Raw genomic sequence first — 17,705 nt, forward strand, 5'->3', positions numbered from 1 at the left:
GGTTCGCCGCTCGTTTTCACATTCACGGAGGAATTGACATGATACGAAGCATCCTTGCTGTCATCGCCGGAAGCGTCACCTGGATGATTACCGCGCTTGGCACCGACCAGTTGATTTTAAATTTTTTCCCGCACTGGTTTACCGCCGAAGGCAAGACCGACAAGATCGGCGTGTTACTGCTGATGATGTTATACAGTTTGTCTTTTTCGGTTCTTGGTGGTTTTGTGACCGGTATCCTGGCGAAGCGTGATGAACTCAAACACGCCTTTTTTCTAGGGCTTTTGCAATTTGCAATGGGGTTGATGGCGACGATTCAATTCTGGGATATGGCGCCAATCTGGTATCACATTATTTTTATGGGCTTGCTGATTCCGGCAAATATGTTCGGTGGATGGTTAAGGGCGAAACAGCAAAGCCAGAAATCGCAAACTCGATTGCGATTGGCTTGAAGCACACCGAAGCTTTCATTGTCGATTAACGAGGCACATTCGATATGAATCGTTGAACCAGCGGTCTTTGACAGCGAGGATAGAAATCAATCGACTGAAGGGCTGAATCACAAAGACTAAAAATCATTTTGTGGGGCGTTGCGTTTTGGTAAACCAAGGGCGAGAACAAGTGTTTTCACGCAACGCTCTGCCCATCAAACGCTATCAAACTACCCCTTCAATTCATTTATTCGATAATTAAATTCAACCACGCATCTACTATCACATTTTGACGCGCCGGAATCAGTGTCGTCGAACTGTATTCGGTGACAATCGCTGGTCCTTTAAAGGTCGCGCCCGCTTGCAAACTGTCGCGCTCATAAACCGGCACCTCGCTTGCGCGGTCGCTGAGAAACACTTTCGCCTGGTAAACCGGCACCGGCTTAAATGATTTTTTCACTATTGATTTTCTCAGTTTCGGTTTATTGGTCACGCCTGTGGCTTTCAAACGAAGGGATACAATTTCCGTCGGGCGCGTTTCATCCGCATAACCGTAACGCTCTTGATGCAATGCATGAAACCTTTGCACAAACCGCTCATGCCAATTTACATCTATCTCAAAAGATTGCCCGACGTAGCGCATCGCAACGGCACGAACCAACCGCTGTTGGTCTTTTGCGAAACCTTCTCGTAGTAAATCTTTTTGCGCGTCGCGTTCAAGCGCCACAAATTCACTTTCAATTTTTGCCTTCTTGAGGGTTGCGGTTTTCATCATCACGGTACGCGAATAATCTTTCACGACATCACCGAGCAACACCCCAAGCGCCGAAAGTGTACCGGGCGAACGCGGAATGATAACCCGGGAAATTCTGAGCGCCGCCGCCAAATCACAAACATGCAAACCACCTGCGCCGCCAAAACTCACCAGCGAAAATAGTCGCGGGTCTTGCCCGCGTTCAACCGAAACCTTGCGAAGCGCGCCTTCCATATTGGCATTCGCCACGCGCACCACACCAAGGGCGGCGCGTTCAACGGAAACTCGTTCGCGACTCACCTTCGACATTTCGCTTGCGAGTTTCGCTAAATAAAATCGCGCCCGCTCAATATCCAATTTCATCTCGCCACCCAGAAGTCCGCCGCCTGCAAATCTCCCCAATACCAGATTGGCGTCCGTGACGGTCACGGCTTCCCCTTTGCCGTAACACGCGGGACCCGGGTCTGCGCCTGCCGATTCGGGACCGACGCGCAAAGCGCCCGCTTCATCCAATCGCGCAATCGAACCGCCGCCCGCGCCCACCGTATGAATGTCAATGAGAGGAACCGCCACCGGCAAACCGGCTACCATAGCCTCATTCGTGGTTCCGGCTTCATTGCGACACAGCGCCACATCCGTCGATGTCCCGCCCATATCAAAGGTGATGAGGTCGGAAAATCCTGCGGCTTTGCAGACGCGCAAAGCGCCGACCACGCCACCCGCAGGACCCGACAAAATCGCCCGCACAGGCTCACTCGCCGCCGTCGATGCGGAAACCGACCCGCCATTTGATTGCATCACTCGTAGGGAAGTCCGGAGTCCGGAGTCTGGCGTCTGGAGTCTTTGACTTCGAGACCTATGTTGCTGATTCGCTTTTGAACGAATCGAATTTGAATTTATATTCGCAAAACTTTCTGTGTTCAGTGGCGCGCCGACTTCAGATTCCAGACTTAGGACTCCAGACTCTAATGATTGCAGATATTTCGACATCTTCGGCACTAAATAGGCGTTGATGGCAACCGTCGAGGTGCGTTCGTATTCGCGATATTCGGGCAGGATTTTATATGAGAGCGAAACCGGAATGTGAAGCTTTGCCAAAGCCTCGGCGATTTGTTGTTCGTGCGCCGGGTTAGCAAATGAAAAGAGTAAACAGACGGCAATGGATTCGGCGGAACTTCGCTTGATGTTTGCGATGATTTTTTTTAGTTGCGATTGATTGAGTTTGGTGAGCACCGTGCCATCGGGCGCAAGGCGTTCTTCAATGCCAAAACGGAGTTCGCGGGCGATGAGCGGCGCAGGTCGTGTCACGAGAAAATTATAAATTTCGGGACGCGCCTGCCTGCCGATTTCAATGACATCTTCAAAACCCGCTGTGGTTATAAGCGCCGCGCGCGCGCCCTTGCGTTCAAGCAGGGCATTAGTTGCCACGGTGGTGCCATGAACGATTTCACCTGGCAACTTGCCGGTCTCTGCAAGCACGCGATGAATTCCCGCAAGGATCGCTTCTGCGGGGTTATCTGGCGTTGAAGCAATTTTAAAAGCATCGATGGTTGCGCCATGCGTGATGACAAAATCAGTGAAGGTGCCGCCCGTATCTATGCCGATTCGGATTTGCTCGACCAATGCGCTTCTCTTTTAAGGAATGATTATTGATGATGCCATTTTATCGATGCTGACCAACTCAACATTAAAAAACAAGGTTTCTCCGGCAAGCAAATGATTGGCGTCAATGGTTACTTCATCGCCTTCGATGTCAATCACCCGAACCGGAATCGCTTCGCCCGACGGCAATTGAATATCGAACGCCATACCGAGCACCGGCGTCACGTTTGGCGGAAAAGCCGCCGTCGGAATCACTTTGACCAGTTCTTCATGATATTGCCCGTAAGCCTGGTCGGGGGGAATAACAATTTCTTTTGTATCGCCAATTGCCATCCCGACTGCGCCCGATTCAAATCCCGGAATTACTTCGTGTGCGCCGACTGTAAAACTGAGCGGCGCGCCGCCTTGTGATGAGTCAAACACCGTTCCATCATCGAGCTTTCCTGTGTAATGCACCGAAATGGTGTCGCCTTCTTTGACTTGTGACATGATTTCTCCTTCGCTGGATAATGTGTGAATGTTTGCGGCATATCACTTTTGAAATAATCAAATTTTTAGCCGCTCGATGCTTAATAAAACACCATAGCATACCGTTATCGCATTCGTCAGGCGGTTTTGTCTTTGACTTTCTTGGCAGGGATATTGAAACCGCGTTACGATTGCTTCGTTGAACTTTTCAAGAGGATTTCGGATGTTCAAATTCAACATAGCCATTTTACTTTTCGCGGTTCTATTTTTTGCGAGTCAGGTCCAAGCGCAAGACCCGCAAGACGAACCGATAAAACTGAAAAGCGATCTGGTGATGGTCACGGCATCGGTCATTGACCGTACCGGTCGGGTAATGAAATCGCTCAAAGCCGATGACTTCACGATTTACGAAGACGGCGTTAAACAACGCATCGAACATTTCGCGTCAACCGCCGAGCCGTTCACCTTGATGTTGCTGTTAGACCTGTCGGGTTCGACGCAAAACGATTTGGCATTAATCAAACAGGCGGCTAAAAATTTCATCGCTGAACTGCGCGCACAGGATAAAGTCGCGGTGATCATCTTCAGCGGTGAAGTTGAGTTGATTGCCGATTTCAAAGATTCGCGCGAGTCGGTCTTGCAAGCCATTGAAAAACTCGCGCCGGTCAGTTCACCGGAAGGTTACCGTTTCAGCGCCAAAACCGGCACCTCGTTTTATGACGCAATGTTTTTAGCCGTCGAAGACAGCCCGATGAAAACCATCGAAGGGCGCAAGGCAATTGTCTGTATGTCGGATGGCGTCGATTCGACCAGCAAGATGGATTACGCAGACATCTCGCAGTTGGTGGAAAAATCCGAAGCGTCGGTCTACTTTCTCGAACTCAATACCGAAGCCGCGACGCTTGCCAATTTACTCAAAGATAAAGCTGACCCTGCGTATTTGAATTTTTCGCCAGGTCAAATCAATCGCTACTATGATGAATATGCGCCCGAAGCGATGGAAAAACATCTGCCGCGTGATTTGCTTCCCAAAGAAGAGAAAGAAAAAATCAACATAGGTTTGTATAAAATTGCGCGGCGCGATATGAAAGAACTCGCCGAACGCACAGGCGGACGCGAATACCCGGTGCGCACCTTGAATGATTTATCGGGCGTTTACAAACAGGTTGCTGACGATTTGCGCGCGCAGTATTCCATCGGCTATTACCCAACCAATGATAAACACGATAGCACCTGGCGAGCCATCAAAGTCGAATCGAAAAAAGGCGGCACAGTTCGCGCCCGCAGCGGTTACTGGGCGAAATAGAAATAAAAGTCTGGAGTCCGGAGTCCGGTGTCTGGGGTCAGAAATCGAGCAACGAATTTTTCATCGTCGCAGTTATAAGCCCTCTGGATTTAATCGCGGACACTGAACTCCAGACTTCAGACACCGGACTTCTTATGCTACTACTTCGAGAACACCACATCACCGAATTATTAGATATGCAAACGGCGCTTGAAGCGGTTGAAAGCGTTTTGCGCAATCAAGCCGAAGGCAAAGCCACCAATCGCCCGCGCTCGCGAGTTGCCATGCCGACTTCGCAGTTGCACGTTTTGTCGGCAGGCGATAGAAAGCAGAAAATTTACGGCTTGAAAACTTACACGGCATCGCGCAAAGGCGCGCGCTTTCTCGTCTTGCTTTACGAATCGGAGACCGGCGATTTGCTGGCGATGATGGAAGCCGACAAGCTCGGACAGATGCGCACCGGCGCGGCATCGGGCGTGGCAACCAAATACCTGGCGCGCGAGGATGCCGACACGGTTGGCATTTACGGAACCGGATGGCAGGCAGAAAGTCAGCTTGCGGCGGTCTGCGCCGTTAGAAAAATCAAATCGGTTAAAGCCTATAGTCGCAAACCGGAAAACCGGCGGGCATTCGCTGAAAAGATGTCTGCCGAGCTTGGCGTTGAAGTCATTCCGGTTGAAAAGCCCGCAGACGCGGCGCTCGGTCAATCCATCATCATCACGATTACCTCGGGGCGCGAACCTGTCTTGCTTGGTGAATGGCTCAGTGAAGGCGCGCACATCAATGCCGCAGGGTCGAACTTTTTATCGAAAGCTGAAATTGATACGGAAGCGGTGCGTCGCGCCAACCTCATCGCGGTTGATTCCATCGAGCAATCGAAAATCGAAGCGGGCGATTTGCTGCCGGCAATCGAACGCGGCGTGATTAGCTGGGACGCCGTTACGGAACTCGGGCACCTCATTGCCGGTCACATCAAAGGGCGAAACGATGAGCGAGACATCACCCTGTTTAAATCCAACGGCATCGCTCTTGAAGATATTTCCACGGCGCTTCGCGTTTATCAGTTGGCAAAAGCGCGCGGCATCGGCGAAGAAATCAGATTATGGCAATAGTTTATTGAAAAGTTTGGAAATTCAAATTGATAAGGCCTCTCCTCATTTGAGATGAAATCGGATAAGCGCGATAGCCCGTTGCACCTGGTGTCGGTATCGTTTTCGGATACCGAGATACTTGAAATGTTTCATCAGGATGCGGACGCTGCCTGGCGGATTTTCATTGACCGCCATGCCGATACCATCTTTTCCTCACTGCGCTATCTCGGATTCGATTATGACCAGGCAATGGACAGATTCATCTACATTTGCGAAAAACTTTGCGAAGATGATTTTCGCCGGTTAAAAGGGGTGCGGTATGCGGGTACGCATGGCGATTTGATTCCCTGGCTCAGGCAAGTAGTTAAAAATCTTTCCATCAATTGGGTGTGGTCTCAAGAGGGCAGAAAACGCCTGTTGAAACCCATCAAACAATTACCGGCGCGTGACCAACGAATTTTTGAACTGTATTTCTGGAAAGGTCTGTTGCCTTCGGCAATCCAGGAAGAGTTGCAGCGTGAACAAGCGATTGAACTGGTCGAAGTGATGGAAGCGTTGGAAAGAATTTTTGCCGCATTAAGCCAGAAAAAACTCTGGCGATTATTGAGTAATCTGGCGCGACAGCGCGGCGTCGTATCGCTTGAGGAAAACGAGAGCGAAAGCGGCATCGGCATTCAACCGGTTTTCGCCGGTGCCAGCCCCGAAGAAGCGTTGATATACAAAGAAACGCAGGAACATTTGGATCAGGCGTTGACAAAACTGACGGCAAGAGAACGACTGACGATTCAATTGCGCTTTGAGGACTGTAGAACCCATCAAGATATAGCCGAGTTGCTACAGATCAGTGACCGTGAAGTCAAAAGCTGTCTGAGGGGCGCGTTGAAAAAACTTGCGACAGCGTTGAAGTAATTCGTTTTTGTCTGTTGATGATTAACAGGGTGATTTTATGTCTGGCAACCAATGTTTAACGAAAGCGGAATTGCGGAATTTTCTTGCAGGCGCAGGTTCGCCCGCAATCCGCGAAACCATCGAACAGCATTTGAGTTTATGTGGCGGGTGTCGTCAATTGCTGGTCGCGCAACAGGAGTTGTCGAAAGTTCCCCCTGATGAACTGCGCGCTCCCGAATGGTTAAAAGCGCAAGCGCAAGTTTTACCGAATAAAAAAAATCGATTTGCTGCGATCTGGTCAGGGGATTGGCGACGCGGGTTGGCAGTGGCGGCATCGTTGATTGTGATTATGGGCTTAGCGTGGTTCTTTATTCTTCGCCCGACTCATCAACCCGCGTCGCCGCAAGAGACTTGGCGGCAAGAAGCGTCGTTACTCGCTTCTCCGTTGCTGCTTGCCCCCGTCAACGGAGCGGTTGTCCACACCACAACCATCGAATTTCAATGGTCTGAAGTTGAAGGCGCAGACCATTATCTGTTTACCCTCTTAAATGATAAAGGCGACATCCTGTTCCAATCCACGACCCGCGAAGGCAAGTTGCGCTTGTCAACAACCGAAGCCGCGCTACGAGACGCGCAGGTTTATTACTGGTATGTCGGGGCGAAATCGGCGTTTGGCATGACCGCAGAATCGCCGGTCGGCAAATTTACTCTGACAATTGAACGCGAAAACTGAGAGGCAAAATTGGCACATTGGCGCGATACCCTAAGGCGCTTGCGATTGCGGAAAAAATCGGTTTTCCGCATAGCCGGACTCTGTGTTGCGCTCATTCTGCTTACCGCAATCGCTTTAACTTTGCGCGCTCCGGTGAGCGTTTTCTTTTTCAATCGCGGACTGCAAGCCAAACGCCTTTGGCAGCTTGATGTCGCCATCAGCCATTTCAATAGAGCTTTGAGCCTTAATCAAAATTTCTCAGCCGCCCGACTTGAAAAAGCTTTGTGCCTGCAACAGCGAGGCAATTTTATCGAAGCGCGACAGACCTTGGCGGCGTTCGCGCCCGAAGCCCTCGAAGACCCCGCTTTACAGGCGCGTTGGTTGAATGCCCTGGGCGTCAACTATTTCAATACCGGTGAAGCCGAAGCGGCAATTGAAAGTCAGGCGCGCAGTCTGGCATTGGCGCAAGAATTGGCTGACCGCCAATTGATCGCTCAGATACTGATAGATTGGGGGCGGGTAATCTATCACCTCAAAGGCGAACCGCAACAGGCGTTGGACTATTTAACTCAGGCGCTGGAAATGGGTCGCGCCCTCAATGACGAACTCATAGAGGCTGACGCCTTGCGCAACATCGGCGCGGTTAAATGGTGGTTTCAAGGCGAACTCGAAAATCCCCTGACCACCTACTACGAACCGGCTCTGCAAATTTACTGGCGGCATAATCAGTTGCGCGGCACCGCTATTACGCTTTGCAACATCTCGTTGATTCATCTCTACAAGGGAGACTTTTTTGAATTTCTAAAATTGCAAAACGAGAGCCTCGAACTCAAACGGCGCATCGGCGACTGGGCGGGATTATGCGATTCCTATGCATTTCTCGGTCAGGCATACAATGATTGGGGCAATCCGAGAAAAGCCAGTGAATTTTATTCGCAGAGTATTGCTTTGAGTCGGGCAGGCGGCTACAAACTGATTCCTGCTGAAGAAGCTTTGATTGCCGCCATCTCTCTGCAAACCGGCGATTACGCGCAAACTTTGGAATTGCTCAACCGCGTTCTGGAAAGCGAAGACCAAAAATCCTTAGTTTATAAATATACGGTCGCGCGCATCGGTTATGCCCATTTGTTAAACGGCGATGTCGAAGCCGCGAAAACCTATCTGGAGCGGGCGCTGGCAATCGGACGCGCCGCCGGCTCAAGCGATGAGCGCTTTGTTGTGACCCTTATCTCTTTGCTGGGCGAGTGTCACTTGAAACTTGGCAATTTAGCAGAGGCATCTGCTTTGGTTGAAGAAGCTGACCGCTTCACCCTCACGGAACTTGAGGAAGGTCGGTCAATTAACCTGACGGTGTTAAAAGCCCAGCTAATGAATCAGCAGCAGCGTCGTCGCGAAGCGCTCAATTATTTAACCGAAGCTGCCGAGATTGACGCGCGGATTTTCAGAACCTCAGATGCCTTGCCGGTTGTCGGACAAAATCAACACACTTACGATGTCATCTTCAATCTGCTGCTTGAATCCACAACGGCGTCCAAAATAACGCCTCAACCGTACTCAGCCGAAGAACTGACATTTCGTTTTCTTGAACAGTTGCGTTACCGCTCGCTGAAAAATTTTGTCAGACAGATGAGCGGCAGAAAAACCAATGCTCCATTGCAAAGTCGCGAAGAACAGCAAGCCGTCTTGAAAATCCGGCGACTGGCGGAAAAGCTAAAACGCGAAGCCAGCGCCGCGCTACGGCAAGAACTCTATAAGGCTTATGGCGAATACGAAGACCTGTTGTTGCAAAACGAACTCAACAATCCGCAATATCGCTTGCTACGCGAAGCCAAACCCCTGACCTTGAAAGAAGTTCGTCAAAGTCTGGATGAAAAAACCGCACTGCTACAGTACTTCTTTATCGGCAATCGCACCTATGCGTTAGTGATTACCCGCGCCGCCGTTCGCGCGCTGCAATTACCGATTACCAAAGTCAATCTCTCTGCCAAAATCAGATTGTTTCGCGCCCTGTTGCTCAGTGATTCGCCTACGCAACCTTCAATGCCGCAACTTGCGGCAGATGATTGGCAACCGGTAGCCATAGATTTGCGTCAAGCGTTGATTACGCCGATTGAACAAACCGGACAGCTTGCCGACACCACTCGTTTGGGATTGATTCCTTTCGGCGCTATGCATGATCTGCCGTTTGCGGCGTTGCTGCGCATGGATAACCGGCATCAGCAATTTTTGATTGAAGATTACACCCTGTTTCAAACACCGACCGGCTCCTTTTTAGCTGACGCCTTGCAGCGCGCGCCAACGCAAAAATTGCCGCAGAGTTTGACAATGCTCAGTTTCGGACTCAATGAAACCGATGAACCGGAATTGCTGCCGCTTGCCTATGCCGCTCAGGAAGCGGAAGCGGTCGCGCAAATTTTTCAGGGTGAAACGCGCATCGGCAAGGCGGCAACCGAGAGTGAACTGGCGCAACTTGCGCCCCATTTCAAGTATCTGCACTTAGCCACACACGCGGTCTCTGAACCCCAAATGCCGCTGCTATCCAGGCTTAAATTACACAGCTCGCCTGATAGCGACGGCAATTTGACGGTGAAAGAAATTTTTGAACTGGGATTGCAAGCCGAACTGGTTACGCTGGGCGCTTGCCAAACCGGACAGAGTTTTTCTGCAAGCGGCAATGAATTTGCCGATGGCGACCGCATCGGGCTGATTGATGCGTTTTTGCGCGCCGGAGCCAACAGCGTTTTTGCCAGTCTGCTGCCCGTCAGTGACCGACCGACCGCCGAATTTATGAAAACCTTTTATCAAAATCTCCGCTCGCTTGATAAAGCCGAAGCTCTGGCGCAAACCCAAAGAGCCATGCTCAAAGGCAACCTCACGGTGGTTGAAAATCACGGCAATCGCCCGCTCACCCACCCGCGTTACTGGTCGCCGTTTATCCTGGTCGGCAATTATCGCTGAAATTTTTCTCAATCCGTCATCGCAAAAATCATAATGTCTGTTGAAACTTAGTGGACAACATTTTCAGAAATCTCTCCGAAAGCAGGACGGAAGGCGAAATCATGCGCGTCTCGATTTTAACCTTTTTGCTCGGCGGTTTGCTGTTTGCGGCAACCTCGCTGACTGCATTTGAGCAGTCTTTCAGAGTGCGCGCGGGAAATTCCGTTTTTAGCGAAAGGACAACGATAAGCATTGCCATTGATGGCGAAGATTGCGCCTGCGCTACCGCGCCAACAAAAGCGCAGGCTGACGCTCAAGGATACGCAACCGTGCTTATCAAAGCGGATTGTGTGACCGTAGATACGACGAAGTGTCGGGCAACGGCTTGGGCGGAAGCAATGGCAGGAGGCAAGCTTACAAGGTTTACCGGAAGCGCCCGACTGGTGGCAACCTCTAGTGGAATTTATATCAGCACGGTCGTGCTGACGCCTTAAAAACTTTTTTTTCTCGTTCTGCCAAATCGTAAAAAATGTCTGTTGTAGGTAAGTGAAACCTGGATTGCTCTCTCTAAAACTATCGGTAGCGATGTGCCTGTAAAGTTTCGTCCGGTCGGATGCGACAATGCGGTTTGGCAATCCACGCCATCGTTATCGTGCAAATCAATCTGACAGGTAAAGGAGAATCGAAATCATGAGTAAAAAACCGCTCGCTGGTTTCATTACCATCAGCCTAATTTTTTTGAGCGTCAGCGCCAGTTATGCATTTTTCAGCGGCACCGCTACAGCCACCGGCACGAATGAAAATTTAGATACTGCAAAATACGCAGAGATTATTGAAAAACGAGGGACGGGCGGGTTGGAGATTCTGGGCGTCGAAATCAAAAATAAATTCGGTCGCGTGAAAAACAACAGTTGGCGGGTCGTGGAAGGAAAGACCAGTTCCTCGCCAACCCTGGAATTCACCCCGCCACTGGAAAAAGATGATTATGTCCATATCGATTTAAAAACCGGAAACGGCGGCGACCACGGTTATCTCGACCTGAAATTCACCAATAAGTTGTGAGGAGAAACAACTGCGGAGTTGTGCGGCGCTTCATCGCCGGCGGCTCCGCAATTTGCAATAACCGGTTGTTCACCCAAAGAGGAGAATTCATGAAAAAGATTGGTATCAGCATTTTGGGAATCTTGTGCTTTTCAACACTCGGCTTTGCCTTGAGCCTTGACCTGCAACAGGATATTGACCGGCTCGAAAGAGCCATCAGTTATGCGCGCACTGCCATAGCCTATTGCGCCGACCAACTTGATAAGTTACAACCGCCACCCGTCAATGCCTCCGAAGAGGAACGCAAAAATTTCGAGGAGACCTTAAAACAACTCGAAAGGTGTATCTTCCAAGCTCAGGAACGGCTCGATAATCTTAAAAAGCAGTTAGCCGAGTTGTTAAGCAGGCTGCCGACTATCGAACAGCAACCGCACCGAGAAGACCCTGAAATTCGCAGGCTGCGCGAGCGCCTCAAAGAAGCGCAAAAACAACTCGAAGAAGACCAGAAAAAGATAGATGCCTTGAAAGCGAAAGTTGAAAAACTTCTGAATCCGCGCTGACGACACTCTACCTGACTCCATCTAAGGATTATCACCGAGCTATGAAATCGAAATACTTTTTAGCAATTCTCTGCGTCGCGTTCACCGGTTGTTTCGTTCAAAGTGCGCCGGTTGCGGATTTATCTTCTGAGGCTGGTTCACGCGAAGCGAAAAATCAACCATCCGGTGAAATGTCGCCGGCAATCGTAGCTTTCGGACAAGCGAAAAAAGCCGATGGCATCTATATCATTTTTGACGCTTCGGGTTCGATGGCGGCACAACTGCCCGATAAGACCAGCAAGATTCAAGTTGCCAAACAGGTCTTGAAGGATTTCGTCGCGCGCCCATTCGCGGGGTATGAATTGGCGCTACGGGTTTATGGACATCGTAATAAAGAAGACTGTACGGATTCACAATTACTGATTCCATTTAACTCGCCGGACAAAGTGGTCGCCGAACTGGACAAGCAGATAAACCGCATCAACGCCCTTGGCAGAACCCCGATCACCTACAGCCTTACGCAAGCGTTGCAGGATTTCGGTGACCGCAATGGTGAAATCATCCTCATCAGTGATGGCATTGAGTCATGCCAGGCAGACCCTTGCGCGCTGGTTCGGGAATGGAAAAACCAAAATGTAAAAATCCGCGTTCACGTCGTCGGCTTCGGGCTTGCAAGCAAAGAGAAAGAAACCCTCAGATGTATATCCGAAGCCGCGGGCACCGCCTACCACGATGCCCACTCGGCAACGGCGCTGGCTGCTGAATTGGTCAAGATTCAGCAAGAAACTGTCGCCGCTTCCTTGATTTTGCAGGGCGTTGATTCGTCGGGCAAAAGCATTGCGGTAAGCGGCATACTGGCGCGCGCTGGCAAGGAAATTTACAAGGTCAGCAGCGAACACCACAACACCGTGCAAGCAGGCGCCTATCTGTTGACGGCTGGCGTGCTGACGCAAAACGGCAACCTCTACAAACCAACCATACAAAAAGTTGAAATGCGTGACAGCGAACCGACACTTATCAAAGTTATGGCGGCAATCCCCCCGTCGGTTCGTGCCCGTTTTATCAACCGAGGTGAAACGCAAAGCGGCTCGCTCATTCACGCTTATCAAAACGGAAAAGTGGTTTTCAGTTTTCGTCCGACTGATGAAGTTTACCTCGATGAAGGCACTTATGAATTTCGCGCCCGTCCCAATGCGGCGAATGATTTGTCGGTAAGCGAAACCTTTGCCGCCGGAGACCATAAGGAAATCGTTTTTGGTATGACCCACACCGTTAAAGTAACCGTGAAGATGGTTGCTTCCGGTTCGGGCGAGTGGTTTCGTGAAAATTACGAACTCTGGCAAAACGGTGAAAAGAAATATGTCATTCACGTGGTAAACGGCGCGACGGTTATTCCCGGCGTCTATGATGTGGTTTTACCTAACCGTCTGGCTGCCTACACCAAGAAGAGCACTGTCATAACCGAAGAAAAAGTTCAGCATTTCGACATCTCCGTTCCCGTCGGTTATGTGACATTCATTTATCAAAAAGCCGATGGCAGCCCGGATAAAAACGACCGATGTTTTGTCGCTCGAATGGGCGGCAATGAAAATATTTTCAGACACGCGGGGGTGAAATATCCGTTTACCGCCGGGCGATACAGGGTTAGCGGATGGCAGCAAAAGGGCGATTACAACCCGATCATTTTTGAAGTACACGAAGGTCAAGAGCAAACGGTTGTCCTGCGCGCTAAAAAATGAATGCGCCGCAGAAAATTTCCTTGGAGGTAAAATGTTACGCTTCACTGGTCATAAACGATTCCCTTTGCAAGTTCTGCCGATTTGGTTTTCATTCTTTTTGATTTCGCCAACTCAGGCAATTGCCTTGAGACAACAACCCAACCTGACTTATGCGCCGAAACTGCGCATTGCCGTGGTGGATTTTTCAGGCTCAGCATTCAAAGAGACCACGCAAAGAGACCGCAATTCGCGCACGACCACTGTGAGTTTACCGGCACCTGCCGAATTCGCATTGGGGCTTACGGAGATGCTGACTACCGAATTGTTGAACACCGGCAGATTCATTATCACCGAACGCGCCAAAGTCAGGGAGGTGTTAGGCGAACAGGATTTCGGGGCTTCCGGCAGAGTCAATAAAGAAACGGCTGCCGCAAAAGGTAAAATCATCGGCGCGGAATTGCTCATCACCGGCGACATTACCGAATTCACTTATAATCGTTCAAGTCTTGGCGGCACCTTTAAACCTTTAAAGATTCTCAAAGCGCAATCCGAACGGGTCACGGCGATGGTCGCGCTCGATATTCGCTTGATAGATGCGACAACCGGCGAAGTCACCTTCGCGCATCGCTCGGAGGGCAAAGCCGCTATGACCGGCGTGAGCGCCGATTTAACCCGTAATCATCAGGAGTTCAGCATTTCATCCTACGAAAACACGCCTCTCGGTCAAGCTTCACGAGAAGCGATTGAAGGCGCTTTGACAGCAATCATCGCGCAAATCAAAAAGACGCCTTGGGCAGGGCGGGTGATCGATGTGCGTAACGATTTGGTCTATATCAACGTGGGTGCGGACTTTGGTATCCGTGCCGGTATGGAGTTCGATATTTACGAACCGCAAGACCCGCTGATTGACCCAACCACAGGCAAAACGCTGGGAACTCCGGATAGAAAAATGGCCACCATCAAAATCGTCACGGTTGAAGAGAAATACTCGGTTGCTGAGGTTCTCACAGGCGAAGGCATCAAACGCAATCATCTGGTGCGCTTCAAAGGGCAACCGCAAAAACCGTAAATTTATGGGCGATTTTAAGAAAAATCGTCTGGCTCTCACCCCTGACCTCTTCTGTCGGCACGCAACAGATAGATAAAAATGCCGACCGCTTTGGGACATTCGATAAGCGGTCGGCGGGTTGTGGCTGCAACGGAAACTCGGTTGAAAAAATAACCAGCGGGGGTTTAAAACCTGATTGCAAATTTAAGCGGCGGCTTCTTCAGCTTCTTCATCAAATTGTTCTTCTTCGGTTGAACCTTTCAACGCGGCGGTTGAAATTTGACCGCCGGCGATGGTTTGCGCCAAGGTGTCGAAATATCCTGTGCCGACAAACGTCTGATGTTTGGTGGCGCGATAACCATATTTTTCCGAATCAAATTCCTGCTCCTGCAAATGCGCATAAGCGGTCATGCCGCTTTCTTTGTAGCCGCGCGCCAGTTCAAACATTCCGAAGTTAAGCGAATGAAATCCGGCAAGCGTGACGAATTGAAATTTGTAGCCCATTGCGCCGAGTTCGCGCTGGAATTTTGCAATCGTCGCTTCATCAAGCTTTTTTTTCCAGTTAAACGATGGCGAGCAATTGTAGGCGAGCAGTTTGTCCGGATGTTCGCGCAAGATGGCTTCGGCAAACCGGCGGGCTTCTTCGAGGTTCGGCTCAGAGGTTTCGCACCAAATCATATCGGCGTAAGGCGCATAAGCCAGCCCGCGAGCGATTGCCGAATCGAGTCCACCACGCACATCGAAAAATCCTTCACTGGTTCGACTGCCGGTTAAAAACTCGCGGTCGCGTTCATCAATATCGCTGGTTAAAAGGTTCGCGCCGTTGGCATCGGTTCGCGCTACCAGCACGGTCGGCACCCCGCAAACATCTGCTGCGAGTCTTGCGGCGGCGAGCTTTTGAATGAAATCGCAAGTTGGCACCAGAACTTTTCCACCCATATGCCCGCACTTTTTCGCGGATGCCAGTTGGTCTTCAAAATGCACCCCCGCTGCGCCGGCTTCAATCATCGCTTTCATGAGTTCAAAGGCGTTGAGGTTGCCGCCAAACCCGGCTTCGGCGTCAGCTACAATCGGCGCAAACCAGTAGGTGTCGGATTTCCCATCAGTTGATTGAATCTGGTCGGCGCGTTGCAAGGCACTGTTGATGCGACGCACCAGATTGGGAACGCTATCCACAGGATAAAGACTCTGGTCGGGATAGGTTTGCCAACTGCTGTTGGCGTCGGCTGCGACTTGCCAGCCGCTCACATAAATCGCTTTGAGTCCAACCTGCACCTGTTGCACGGCTTGCCCGCCGGTGAGCGCGCCAAGCGCGTTGATGTAATTTTCGGTGTGCAGCAATTTCCAGAGTCTTTCGGCACCGATTTCTGCAAGCGTATGTTTAATGGTGATGGAGCCGCGCAATTTCACTACATCATTTGCGGTGTAATCGCGCCTGATGTTTTTCCAGCGGCTGTCGGTTCGCCAGGAATGTGCAATTGTTAAGGCAGTATTGCCATCGAAGTTCATAACGGGAAAGCCTCCTGAATATTTTTATTTTGAAATTTGCAAACCTTAGGGAGTTTGCCTTAAATGGGATTAAATTCGCCGCGCGCAATCATCTCTTCGCTGATGCGTCGCGCCTGAACATATTTTTCAATCGTTGCTTCGTCTGTATTCGCGGGGAGTTCTCTGATAATTCGATTCAACTCTTCATCAAACAATTCGCTGACCAGTTCCGGCGTGTGACGAATCGCTTTGCCCTCATCATCAACAATTTTGACTGTGTCGCGATGCAAGATGCGTTGCGCAATCATCAAGCGATAGATGCGGTCGGTGGCGAGGTCTTCCATATAACCGTCAAGCAGACTTGCGCCTTTGCCGTTCAATACCCCATTGCGATAGCGAATCACCGTGCGCACGGCGGCGCGTGTACCGGCAAGCGTCTGTTTGCCAATGCCTTTTGCCACAGGGCGCAAATCCGGGTGCGCATCAACATTGGGTTTTCGCGCATTGATTTGATTGGGAAAAGGAAACTCCGCGACGGCGATTTCATTCTGGTCCGGGTGTCCGGTCCACGCGCCGTCCATCAAACAACTTGCTTCATTGCGCTTGTCCTGTGCCAAAACTTTCAAAGCGCGTGCATTGAGTTCCGCATCCGTGCGGCTTGGATAAAGCGCGGTCATGCCGCCAATCGCCAGCAGTCCATGTTTATGACAGGTTTCAACCAGAGATTCGCGCAGGCGTTGAAAAAAAGCGATGTCGTGGGGAATGGTATTTCTATCAGGCAACACCCATTCGGGATTTTGCAAATTGAAATGAATCAGGCTCGCCATGTAATCCCAACGCCCCAGATTTAAACCCAGTATATGATCGCGCAAATTGAAGAGGAACTCTTCCATTTCATAAGCCATCGGGTGCGATTCCACCAGCGCCATGCACTTGATGTAATCAGCCGGTAAACCTCTGGCTCCGGCTAACGTTTGAAAAAGGTCGCGCCACCACCGGGCTTCTTCTGCGGATTCCGATTTCGGGATATAAAACGCCAGCGGGTGTTTTAATTTCGCGGGGTCGATTTCAAAAACGAGGCGCGCTGCATCAAAAAGCGAAGCCGACATCAATTCGTCAGGGTCTGGGAAAAGTCCAGCTTGATTGAGGTGCAAGCCGCGAACTCTCAACCAGATGACCGTGCGGCTTTCTTTAATGGCGACGGTTTGGTTGCGCTTACTGTCAAAATAGGTGAGGGTGCCGTCCAGAGCTTTAAAGATATTTGCAAAGCCGAGCAAGAGGTTATCCCAGGTGTTTGCCATCGAATCTTCGAGGTCGAGCATGACGCCGGGCGCGCCCGAATTCAACATCTTGACCACGAGTTCGCTGTCATCGGCGGGACCGGTCATTTGATTGCGTTGATCGTTGCACCACTTGGGCAATGCGATTTGCCAATCAGAGGTTCGCGCTTGGGAGAGAGGAGGATAATCGGGCAATTCACCCTGATGCGCGCGGGCAAGCACTTCACTGCGGTTTGCCGCAAGTCGCTGCTGACGCGGGGTAAACTCGCGATGAAGCGGCAATAAAAATTCCAGAAATCCGTTCGGCAGTCCAATGCCGCCCGGAGCGCAATTGATTCGTTTATCTGCCATAACCCTTCCTTTACTGCCGGAGCCTTGTTTGGTATCAAGCCGCTTTGGCAATCAGGCTTTGCTCATTTGCAAAAT

The 17,705-nt window shown here is 50.6% G+C and carries 15 protein-coding genes; 11 read left to right on the forward strand and 4 right to left on the reverse strand.

The window, feature by feature from the left end; all coding sequences use genetic code 11:
- Positions 1-38: 38 nt before the first annotated feature.
- Positions 39-449 carry a hypothetical protein gene (locus AB1757_20190; protein MEW6129371.1) on the forward strand — a complete coding sequence of 137 codons (411 nt, stop codon included), beginning with the start codon at positions 39-41 and terminating at the stop codon, positions 447-449.
- 226 nt (positions 450-675) lie between these two features.
- Here AB1757_20190 and AB1757_20195 read toward each other — a convergent pair whose 3' ends face one another.
- Together AB1757_20195 and AB1757_20200 are read right to left on the reverse strand one after the other, a co-directional pair.
- On the reverse strand, positions 676-2,805 hold the full coding sequence (locus AB1757_20195; GenBank protein MEW6129372.1) for a hydantoinase/oxoprolinase family protein: 2,130 nt from the start codon (positions 2,803-2,805) through the stop codon (positions 676-678).
- Positions 2,806-2,817: 12 nt separating this feature from the next.
- A complete protein-coding gene (locus AB1757_20200) occupies positions 2,818-3,273 on the reverse strand; it encodes a peptidylprolyl isomerase (protein MEW6129373.1) in 456 nt (151 codons plus the stop codon).
- A 202-nt stretch (positions 3,274-3,475) separates the two neighbouring features.
- On the opposite strand from AB1757_20200, the gene AB1757_20205 reads away from it, so the two are divergent.
- The 10 genes from AB1757_20205 to AB1757_20250 all read left to right on the forward strand — a co-directional run bounded on the left by AB1757_20205 (position 3,476) and on the right by AB1757_20250 (position 14,532).
- The gene (locus tag AB1757_20205) at positions 3,476-4,558 is read left to right on the forward strand and encodes a VWA domain-containing protein (protein ID MEW6129374.1); all 1,083 of its coding nucleotides are present in this window, start codon (positions 3,476-3,478) and stop codon (positions 4,556-4,558) included.
- 134 nt (positions 4,559-4,692) lie between these two features.
- Positions 4,693-5,649 (forward strand): ornithine cyclodeaminase family protein, encoded by a 957-nt coding sequence (locus AB1757_20210; GenBank protein MEW6129375.1) that lies wholly within the window; start codon positions 4,693-4,695, stop codon positions 5,647-5,649.
- 51 nt (positions 5,650-5,700) lie between these two features.
- Positions 5,701-6,537, forward strand: a complete 837-nt coding sequence (locus tag AB1757_20215; GenBank protein ID MEW6129376.1) for a sigma-70 family RNA polymerase sigma factor — start codon at positions 5,701-5,703, stop codon at positions 6,535-6,537.
- A 37-nt stretch (positions 6,538-6,574) separates the two neighbouring features.
- Entirely contained in the window at positions 6,575-7,249 is a 675-nt protein-coding gene (locus tag AB1757_20220; GenBank protein ID MEW6129377.1) for a hypothetical protein, read from the forward strand.
- A 45-nt stretch (positions 7,250-7,294) separates the two neighbouring features.
- A complete protein-coding gene (locus AB1757_20225; protein ID MEW6129378.1) occupies positions 7,295-10,186 on the forward strand; it encodes a CHAT domain-containing protein in 2,892 nt (963 codons plus the stop codon).
- Between the two features lie 101 nt (positions 10,187-10,287).
- A complete protein-coding gene (locus AB1757_20230; GenBank protein MEW6129379.1) occupies positions 10,288-10,659 on the forward strand; it encodes a hypothetical protein in 372 nt (123 codons plus the stop codon).
- A 196-nt stretch (positions 10,660-10,855) separates the two neighbouring features.
- On the forward strand, positions 10,856-11,227 hold the full coding sequence (locus AB1757_20235) for a hypothetical protein (protein MEW6129380.1): 372 nt from the start codon (positions 10,856-10,858) through the stop codon (positions 11,225-11,227).
- A gap of 89 nt (positions 11,228-11,316) precedes the next feature.
- Entirely contained in the window at positions 11,317-11,766 is a 450-nt protein-coding gene (locus tag AB1757_20240; GenBank protein ID MEW6129381.1) for a hypothetical protein, read from the forward strand.
- 41 nt (positions 11,767-11,807) lie between these two features.
- Positions 11,808-13,484 carry a VWA domain-containing protein gene (locus tag AB1757_20245; protein MEW6129382.1) on the forward strand — a complete coding sequence of 559 codons (1,677 nt, stop codon included), beginning with the start codon at positions 11,808-11,810 and terminating at the stop codon, positions 13,482-13,484.
- Between the two features lie 31 nt (positions 13,485-13,515).
- The gene (locus tag AB1757_20250) at positions 13,516-14,532 is read left to right on the forward strand and encodes a CsgG/HfaB family protein (protein MEW6129383.1); all 1,017 of its coding nucleotides are present in this window, start codon (positions 13,516-13,518) and stop codon (positions 14,530-14,532) included.
- Between the two features lie 183 nt (positions 14,533-14,715).
- Here AB1757_20250 and aceA read toward each other — a convergent pair whose 3' ends face one another.
- Positions 14,716-16,020 carry an isocitrate lyase gene (gene aceA / locus AB1757_20255; GenBank protein MEW6129384.1) on the reverse strand — a complete coding sequence of 435 codons (1,305 nt, stop codon included), beginning with the start codon at positions 16,018-16,020 and terminating at the stop codon, positions 14,716-14,718.
- A 59-nt stretch (positions 16,021-16,079) separates the two neighbouring features.
- Positions 16,080-17,630 (reverse strand): hypothetical protein, encoded by a 1,551-nt coding sequence (locus AB1757_20260; GenBank protein ID MEW6129385.1) that lies wholly within the window; start codon positions 17,628-17,630, stop codon positions 16,080-16,082.
- Between the last annotated feature and the right edge of the window lie 75 nt (positions 17,631-17,705).

The sequence above is a fragment of the Acidobacteriota bacterium genome (assembly GCA_040754075.1).
GTDB lineage: Bacteria > Acidobacteriota > Blastocatellia > UBA7656 > UBA7656 > JBFMDH01.

What these genes read in the sequence shown, in the direction of transcription:
- AB1757_20260 (MEW6129385.1), bottom strand. Translation starts at nt 17,630, where the DNA reads ATGGCAGATAAACGAATCAATTGCGCTCCGGGCGGCATTGGACTGCCG.
- AB1757_20235 (MEW6129380.1), top strand. Translation starts at nt 10,856, where the DNA reads ATGAGTAAAAAACCGCTCGCTGGTTTCATTACCATCAGCCTAATTTTT.
- AB1757_20220 (MEW6129377.1), top strand. Translation starts at nt 6,575, where the DNA reads ATGTCTGGCAACCAATGTTTAACGAAAGCGGAATTGCGGAATTTTCTT.
- AB1757_20200 (MEW6129373.1), bottom strand. Translation starts at nt 3,273, where the DNA reads ATGTCACAAGTCAAAGAAGGCGACACCATTTCGGTGCATTACACAGGA.
- AB1757_20240 (MEW6129381.1), top strand. Translation starts at nt 11,317, where the DNA reads ATGAAAAAGATTGGTATCAGCATTTTGGGAATCTTGTGCTTTTCAACA.
- AB1757_20210 (MEW6129375.1), top strand. Translation starts at nt 4,693, where the DNA reads ATGCTACTACTTCGAGAACACCACATCACCGAATTATTAGATATGCAA.
- AB1757_20215 (MEW6129376.1), top strand. Translation starts at nt 5,701, where the DNA reads ATGAAATCGGATAAGCGCGATAGCCCGTTGCACCTGGTGTCGGTATCG.
- AB1757_20190 (MEW6129371.1), top strand. Translation starts at nt 39, where the DNA reads ATGATACGAAGCATCCTTGCTGTCATCGCCGGAAGCGTCACCTGGATG.
- AB1757_20245 (MEW6129382.1), top strand. Translation starts at nt 11,808, where the DNA reads ATGAAATCGAAATACTTTTTAGCAATTCTCTGCGTCGCGTTCACCGGT.
- AB1757_20230 (MEW6129379.1), top strand. Translation starts at nt 10,288, where the DNA reads ATGCGCGTCTCGATTTTAACCTTTTTGCTCGGCGGTTTGCTGTTTGCG.
- aceA (MEW6129384.1), bottom strand. Translation starts at nt 16,020, where the DNA reads ATGAACTTCGATGGCAATACTGCCTTAACAATTGCACATTCCTGGCGA.
- AB1757_20205 (MEW6129374.1), top strand. Translation starts at nt 3,476, where the DNA reads ATGTTCAAATTCAACATAGCCATTTTACTTTTCGCGGTTCTATTTTTT.
- AB1757_20250 (MEW6129383.1), top strand. Translation starts at nt 13,516, where the DNA reads ATGTTACGCTTCACTGGTCATAAACGATTCCCTTTGCAAGTTCTGCCG.